This is a genomic window from Escherichia sp. WS1265 (genome assembly GCF_046487585.1).
In the GTDB taxonomy this organism is placed as follows: Bacteria; Pseudomonadota; Gammaproteobacteria; order Enterobacterales; family Enterobacteriaceae; genus Escherichia; species Escherichia coli.
On record NZ_JBJQJE010000032.1, the window covers coordinates 25,294 to 32,441 of the forward strand.

7 protein-coding genes and 1 pseudogene are annotated in these 7,148 nt (G+C 51.3%); 2 read left to right on the forward strand and 6 right to left on the reverse strand.

Features of this window, described 5'->3' with window-relative positions; all coding sequences use genetic code 11:
* Window positions 1-18: 18 nt before the first annotated feature.
* The 6 genes from tssG to tssB all read right to left on the reverse strand — a co-directional run bounded on the left by tssG (window position 19) and on the right by tssB (window position 5,624).
* Entirely contained in the window at window positions 19-1,101 is a 1,083-nt protein-coding gene (tssG, locus tag ACJHX3_RS23360) for a type VI secretion system baseplate subunit TssG (RefSeq protein WP_000348802.1), read from the reverse strand.
* Entirely contained in the window at window positions 1,065-2,915 is a 1,851-nt protein-coding gene (gene tssF, locus ACJHX3_RS23365) for a type VI secretion system baseplate subunit TssF (RefSeq protein ID WP_000393830.1), read from the reverse strand. The genes tssG and tssF overlap by 37 nt, the downstream gene beginning before the upstream one ends.
* Window positions 2,916-2,918: 3 nt before the next feature.
* Entirely contained in the window at window positions 2,919-3,332 is a 414-nt protein-coding gene (gene tssE, locus ACJHX3_RS23370; RefSeq protein WP_000611735.1) for a type VI secretion system baseplate subunit TssE, read from the reverse strand.
* A gap of 6 nt (window positions 3,333-3,338) precedes the next feature.
* Complete coding sequence (gene tssC, locus ACJHX3_RS23375) at window positions 3,339-4,814, reverse strand: type VI secretion system contractile sheath large subunit (RefSeq protein WP_000056997.1); 1,476 nt, start codon at window positions 4,812-4,814, stop codon at window positions 3,339-3,341.
* Between the two features lie 68 nt (window positions 4,815-4,882).
* The gene (locus tag ACJHX3_RS23380) at window positions 4,883-5,089 is read right to left on the reverse strand and encodes a hypothetical protein (protein WP_000718847.1); all 207 of its coding nucleotides are present in this window, start codon (window positions 5,087-5,089) and stop codon (window positions 4,883-4,885) included.
* A gap of 34 nt (window positions 5,090-5,123) precedes the next feature.
* Window positions 5,124-5,624 (reverse strand): type VI secretion system contractile sheath small subunit, encoded by a 501-nt coding sequence (tssB, locus tag ACJHX3_RS23385; protein WP_000037390.1) that lies wholly within the window; start codon window positions 5,622-5,624, stop codon window positions 5,124-5,126.
* Between the two features lie 696 nt (window positions 5,625-6,320).
* Between tssB and ACJHX3_RS23390 the strand changes: the two genes are divergently transcribed.
* Window positions 6,321-6,839 (forward strand): Hcp family type VI secretion system effector, encoded by a 519-nt coding sequence (locus ACJHX3_RS23390; RefSeq protein WP_001142958.1) that lies wholly within the window; start codon window positions 6,321-6,323, stop codon window positions 6,837-6,839.
* A 209-nt stretch (window positions 6,840-7,048) separates the two neighbouring features.
* A pseudogene (locus tag ACJHX3_RS23395) lies at window positions 7,049-7,148 on the forward strand (hypothetical protein); the annotation flags it as partial.

The following is a 7,148-nucleotide window of genomic DNA, read 5'->3' on the forward strand; positions in this document are numbered from 1 at the left end:
CTCCGTGATTATCATAATTTACGACCGTACCCTGATGGTGACTGAGGGTCGTTCTTCCGGTGTGCCGAGGAAGCTGGTCCAGCCCAGCAGCGCACTTTTGTTATCGCCCAGGCGCATTGCGCCCACCTGCTCCGGCGCCAGCCCCAGATGTAAGTCCCAGGCAAGCTGATCGCGCAGGATGAAGGACACAAACATCGTCAGTGGCAGGAAGTTTTCGCCGGACGGCAGAAAAGAGAGGAACTGTTTTCGGGTCAGGCTGGTAATACTGAGCTGGAATTTTCCGCTGAGATCGGGCACCCGTGTACCCAGAACAAAGTTGGCCAGTACCGATCTTCCTGCCAGTTTTTCGCCATTTTTAAGTGAATAGCTCCCCAGGCTATTTTGCTGATCCGGTTCAATATCCACCTTGCGACGTTGCCAGTTTTGCAGCATCACGTCTGACAAATCAAAGCAGTGGGACACCAGACCGCAGATGATTTCCGGGGATCGTCCCGGATTTGCCAGGATCCCGGAATACGCCAGCATTTTGCTGTGATTAATCGCCAGCTTATCGCGAAGGTGGCGGTGGCCCAGCCCGACAAGGGAGTACATGCGCTGCGAGAACGCATCCACACCGCCGTTACGAAAACTGATGTGATAGCGGTACTTACGCCAGATATGCCAGACAAACTGGGTCAGGCGGTGGCTGAACATATCCAGAAAATCACCTACCGGACTTTGTTCATGTACCGCTTTCCAGGCCAGGTGATCGAGGTAATAACCGGGGAGAGGCGACTGGCTCCCCTGTAACCCCATAAAGGTGGTGGTCATCCTGAATGACCCTGACGTATCCCGTTTCAGCGCACTGATATCACTCAGGGGAAACGCAAGGCTGGCATCGGCGCTGAAACGCAGGGTTTCCTGTGCCGGATCGTCGCGCAGGGATAATTCCAGCGTCCCCTTTTCACCCTGTGCCAGGCGGTGCAACAGCTCCGCCATGGCAAAAAAATTGTAAGAGCAGGCGTTATGAAAAACCTGTGCCAGCGGATCATTCTGCTCTTTATCTGCCGGGGGATTTCCCGGACTCAGATAAGAGGATGCTGCCCGGTTCTTTCCGTCCATTTCCATGTCTCCTGGCTTTCTGTGTTCACAACGGTCAGCATGTGGAATGAGTTAACGCTGGCGTACAGCGACAGAAAATGCGAAAGCACCGTACCAAGCAGATACATTTCCCCTTCACAGACAAACGGCTCCGGGTGCAGATACAGCGTGGAGGCCAGCCCCCGGACGGGAATGCCCGTAAACAGGCGATCGACAGGGCGGGTCTCCAGACGCTCAATGGCATCCAGCTTTTGTTGTGACAGCCGCGCCGTCTGCGGATGATGGATTGCGTGGCGATCAAAGTTGGCGATGACCTGCTTCAGCGCGTCCGTATCCAGTAATGACAGATAATTCAGGTTCATGGCGGAGAGCAGGGACCAGTGCAGGCTGCCATCAATGACCGGCCAGAGCGGTTGCGTCGGGCGGGTAATGTTGCGAAATGAAGCAACAGCCGCATTTTTACCGGTTGTGCCGGTGATATCGCCGGAACGAATTTGTGACGGAAGCTCACGGTTGGTACAGGTCAGCGATACCGAAACCACTTCATTACTGAGCAGCGATTCGTCTGACGGATAACTGCCATCAGCATGTATAAAAGCAAGGGTATGATCAAAGCCGCGATGGAACAGGGATGTTTTGGTCCGGTGATGCCAGTACACCACTTCCCGCTTCCGGCTGTATTCCATCTGATGGCTGAAACTTTCAAAGGCAGGCCACTGGCGCGCGGCCTGCGTCGAAACAGGACGCCCCAGATCTTTTTTCCTGAACATATCCTGCACCTGGCTCACCACGCCGTTAACGGAAAAGACATCGTAATGTTCCGGATAGTGGCGGCTGGGAACCAGCGGATAGTCTGCCCGCCGGTTGTCCAGCGTGATGGCTTCTGCATGGTGGATAAATAAATTAATGGCAGGTGCGCAATACAGGCGCAGAGAATCGCGGCGCAGCCGGATGTCCACGGGCAATGGGCGCGAAAAACGCAGTTGCAGGGTAAAGGATTCAGCCTGCAATCCGTCAGGCAACGCCGGGCAACCACAAAGATCAAAAAAGAGAAACGCATCCGGGTAACAGAAATACTCCTGAAGGATCCGGTAGCCGCTGTGGAGGTTTTTCGGCCAGGGCAGCATGGCATCCTGCGGCTCAAAACCGACAGCTTTCAGCATAAACTCAGGCAGGCGAATATGCTGTTCACCCACAGTCAGGTCGGCACCCTGCAAGTATTCACAGAACCATAAATAAAGCTGGTCACGGGTATAGTTGTCGTCATTGCCGAGCCAGAAGCGAAGTTTGTTCAGATCCAGCGTGCGGAAGTCCGTTCCCGGTGCGACCGAAAAGGTGATGTTGATAACACCATTACGGGTCGTACTGCGGTTTTCAATCTGCTCCAGGCGAACGGGCAGCAGCCAGATATCCCGGCAGAGGGTGAAGGTACAGGGAGGCGGCTCCTCCTTTTTAGCATCGGAGGGCAGCACTTCATCGACTCTGATTTCCCCGGCTTTGGTTGTAAACTGCTCATTACGGGGGATTAACACCGGCACAGAAGACTTATCCATATCCGGCGTATATTCAATAAGGGTCATTGCCGGAACCGGACGCAGGTAATTAGGCCAGAGCATCTTAATAAGCCCGTGCGTCAGTTCTGGGAATTCATCCTCAATTTTCTGGCGGAGATTGCCGGTAAGAAAAGCCACGCCTTCCAGCAGGCGTTCAATATCCGGATCCGCATCTTTTTCGGCCAGGAAGCGGGCAAGATGGGGTTTTTCCGTTGCCAGCAGCTTGCTGAGCTGGCGCAGGTAATCGAGTTCTTCCCGGAAATAGCGTTCTTCAAATTCCATCTGTCAGTCCACCCGATAATGCTGGCTGCCATTCGGTGCCATATCAAATTCAAGCACTTCATGCGTTTCGTTAAATGTCACCCTGGCTGTAATATGAAACGTCATATCCAGCGGGCTGGCGGCGGATGAAACCACAGCCTGCACTTCAGCGTGTGAGATCCGGGGTTCATAGCGTTCTATACATTGCGCGATGGCCAGACTCATTGATTCGCGGAAGTTTTCAGCCCCTGCAGGTTCATCAATGCCCAGTTCAGGCGCACCCCGGCAACTACCGGACCGGGTATTAAGAATGTTTCGCAGGTTCTGGCGAATGGACTGCCTGAGCGCATGAATACTGCTTCCTTGCCAGTTTCTGGCCGGTGAGGCTTCCATACGCTCAAAAAGAGAACCTGTGGTTCTTTCCCGATCCGGTATCATGGCGTGTTACTCCCTGTCTAACCGGCCAACCAGGGATAGCTCAAAGTTTGCCCCCATAAATTTAAAATGGGGCCGCACGCTCAGCGCGACCTGGTACCAGCCGGGTTCGCCTTCCACATCCATAACCTCAACTCTGGCAGCACGCAGAGGCTTGCGGCTGCGCACGTCCGCAGGCGGGTTTTCCTGGTCGGCAACATACTGACGGATCCAGGTATTAAGCTCCCTCTCTAAGTCGCTCCTTTCTTTCCATGACCCCAGTTGTTCACGCTGCAACACCTTGATGTAGTGCGCTAACCGATTGATGATGAAGAGATAAGGAAGCTGCGTACCCAACTTATAGTTGGTTTCTGCGTCTTTGCCCGGAAAGTGCTTCGGTTTTTGTACCGAGTTTGCAGAGAAAAAGGCTGCATTATCAGAGTCTTTACGCATGGTAAGGGTGATAAAACCCTCTTCAGCCAGTTCAAATTCGCGGCGATCGGTGACCAGCACCTCGGTTGGGATTTTGGCCTGAATCTGACCCATCGTTTCGAACAGATGCACCGGCAGATCTTTCACTGCGCCGCCGCTTTGCGGACCGATGATATTTGGACACCAGCGGTATTTGGCAAAACTGTCTGCGACATTGCACGCCAGCATCCAGGCCGTATTACCCCACAGATAATCTTCGTGGTTCCGGCTGACATCTTCGTGATAGTTAAAGTTCTTAACAGGGTTATCTGTTGGTGAATAAGGCTGGCGAAGCAGGAAGCGGGGTGCCGTAAGCCCTAAATAGCGCGAATCTTCCGAGTCACGCAGGGCGCGCCATTTGGTGTAGGCCGGACCTTCAAAGATGGCATAAAGATCTTTGATATTAGGCAGTTCGGTCCACGAGTTCAGCCCCATAAACTCCGGGGAAACGGAGGAGAGGAACGGTGCGTGCGCCATTGCGCCCACAGCACTGACGTATTGCAGCAGTTTCATGTCAGGAGCGGTATTTTTGAACTCATAAGCGCCCAGCACGGCAGCGATGGGTTCACCACCAAACTGTCCGAATCCGGACGAATAAACGTGTTTATAAAATCCGGACTGAATAATTTCTGGGGCAAATTCAAAGTCTTCCAGAAGTTCCTGCTTCGTGACATGAAGCACGTTGACCTTGATGTTTTCACGGAAATCAACGCGATCCACCATGGTTTTCAGTGAGCGCCAGAACGACTCGACCTGCTGAAAGGCAGGCGCATGGATGATGACATCCATCTGGCGGCTGATGCGTTCATCTATATCTGCAATCATGCTGTCCACGGCCAGTTTATTGACCGGTTCGGCAGATGCAGTGGATTGCAGGATGCTGGCAATAAAGGCTGTCACACCCTGGCGGGCAACGTCATAACCTTCCGAACCGGGCTGAATACGGGTCTGTGCCATGATTTGATCAAGCAGCGACGACGCCTGATCAGTCTGCCCGGCATGACTGGAAACGAGTTCCTCTTCCTGTAAAGACATACTGAAAATCCTTCTGTTTTAGCTGTGTTTCTGAAACCGGGTTTTCGCCGTCAGTGAAGTACGCGCCGTCAGTACGGCGCGCTCTGCTGAAACTCACAAAGATGGATAATCTCATCCAATAGATCACTGATACGGCGATCCAGTGTTGTAATCAGCGCATCCACGCCATCCCGGTTGATTTCACCGGACGGGCTGAAACATACCCGGTAAACCGCCTGCAAAATGTCTTCGTCAGAGAGGGGGTGTTTCCCGGAGATATTTTTGTGTGCCGCCATGTCTGGATAACCCTGTTTAATGAAATAGTGGTGGTTATTTCCCACTCACCTGGCCGATTTCTTTAAGCAACTGCTCGCGGGACTCCTCATTTTCCAGCAATGCCTGGAGCTGGGTACGGAATGCCGGAAGGTTGCCCATCGGCCCCTTCAGCGCAGTCAGTGCTTCACGCAGTTCCAGCAATTTATTCACTTCCGGAACCTGCCGGGCCACGCTGTCCGGTGAAAAATCATCCAGTGACTTGATATTCAGCGCCACATTCAGTTCATCGTCCGTTGTGCTTCCCTTCAGCGTGGCGGGGACGGTAAAATTGAGGCCAATGGCTGCTTCAGCCATTACTGCACCGAAATTGTGCTTGTTAACGGAAACTGCCTGACGTTCATCCAGTGGGGATGTCTCCTGCGTATTTCCGGTATCGCCGACAACGAGCATGTTAAGCGGAAGCTCTACTTCAGCCGTCTGGCCGTCCGTCTTCGGGACATAGGATATATTTATACGCTCGCGAGGCGCGACGCTGCCTTCAAATTTTTTGCTCATAAAAGTGATCCGTCATGTTATCTCGTACAGGCCATGAACACGGCATATTTGTACCGCAAAAAAATATCGGCAATGCCGCCATAATGGCGGTGAAAATAAAATCACCACTCCTTCATCACCCCGCATTCTACGCTTCAAAATAAATAAGAAAAGGACTTTTTATCGATCGTAAAGAGGGGTATTCTGCAAGCGTTAAATAGATTGTGTGAACCTGTGCAATTCGCGTCAGGTGTATTATGGCAATAATTTAAATATATAGCTTTTATGTAACTTATTGAATTATACAATAATTTCATTAAACATAAGCTAATCTGATGATTGCTTGTTTATATATTTGTTTTGTGATTGATTAAGTGGGTATTTTTAAGGAATATCTCAAAAATTATCAAAATGATAATTCAGAAAGGATAAATACAATATTTATTCATGATTCAGCTTTGGCCATTTTATGGAGGCAATACGGACTTTGAATAGTTGGGTATGGTTATCCAGATATATATTATTAACTTATTGCTGAATAAGAGATTTAATGATTTTAAAAATAGTTTTTACGACAACCGTAAATTCTAGCTCGGTTTGTATGTAAAAAATACTGAAAAATGATGCGGTTCCGTGAAGTGAGCTGCATCTGCCTGTCTGGGATTAACGGCAGGTCATTGTAAGTAGTAATTAACCACGTTAACAAGGAGTTTACAAATGCCAACACCGTGTTATATCTCCATCACAGGTCAGACCCAGGGAAATATTACTGCAGGTGCATTTACCGCTGATTCTGTCGGCAACATCTATGTGCAGGGGCACGAAGACGAGATGCTGGTGCAGGAATTCCTGCATAACGTTACTGTCCCGACCGATCCTCAGTCCGGCCAGCCTGCGGGTCAGCGTGCTCACAAGCCGTTCATTTTTACCGTGGCGCTGAACAAAGCTGTTCCGCTGATGTACAACGCACTGGCCTCCGGCGAAATGCTGCCAACCACTGAACTTCACTGGTGGCGTACCTCTGTGGAAGGCAAACAGGAGCATTATTTCACCACCCGCCTGACCGATTCGACGATTGTCGATATGAAACTGCATATGCCGCATTGCCAGGATCCGGCGAAACGCGAGTTCACCCAGTTGCTCGAAGTTTCACTGGCCTACCGCAAAATAGAGTGGGAACACGTCAAGTCTGGCACCTCCGGTGCCGACGACTGGCGCGCACCGCTGGAAGCATAAGTTAAGCCAACAGCATCCGGCTATTAGGCCGGATGCTGTTTTTGTATTACGCCGTAAAAAGAAAGGTTGTCAGTAAGGGGTTACGTTCACGGGAGATGGCGGATGCCGGAAACTTCGGCGGTAGCGTGCCTGAACGCAAGCGTAACACTGTACTGTTACAGCCGCTTTAACAGCGAACTGTCTGTTTTTCCTTAAACCCGGAGGTTGCTATGTCAACCGGATTACGTTTCACGCTGGAAGTGGACGGCCTGCCACCGGACGCGTTTGCGGTGGTCTCCTTTCATCTGAACCAGTCACTCTCTTCGCTCT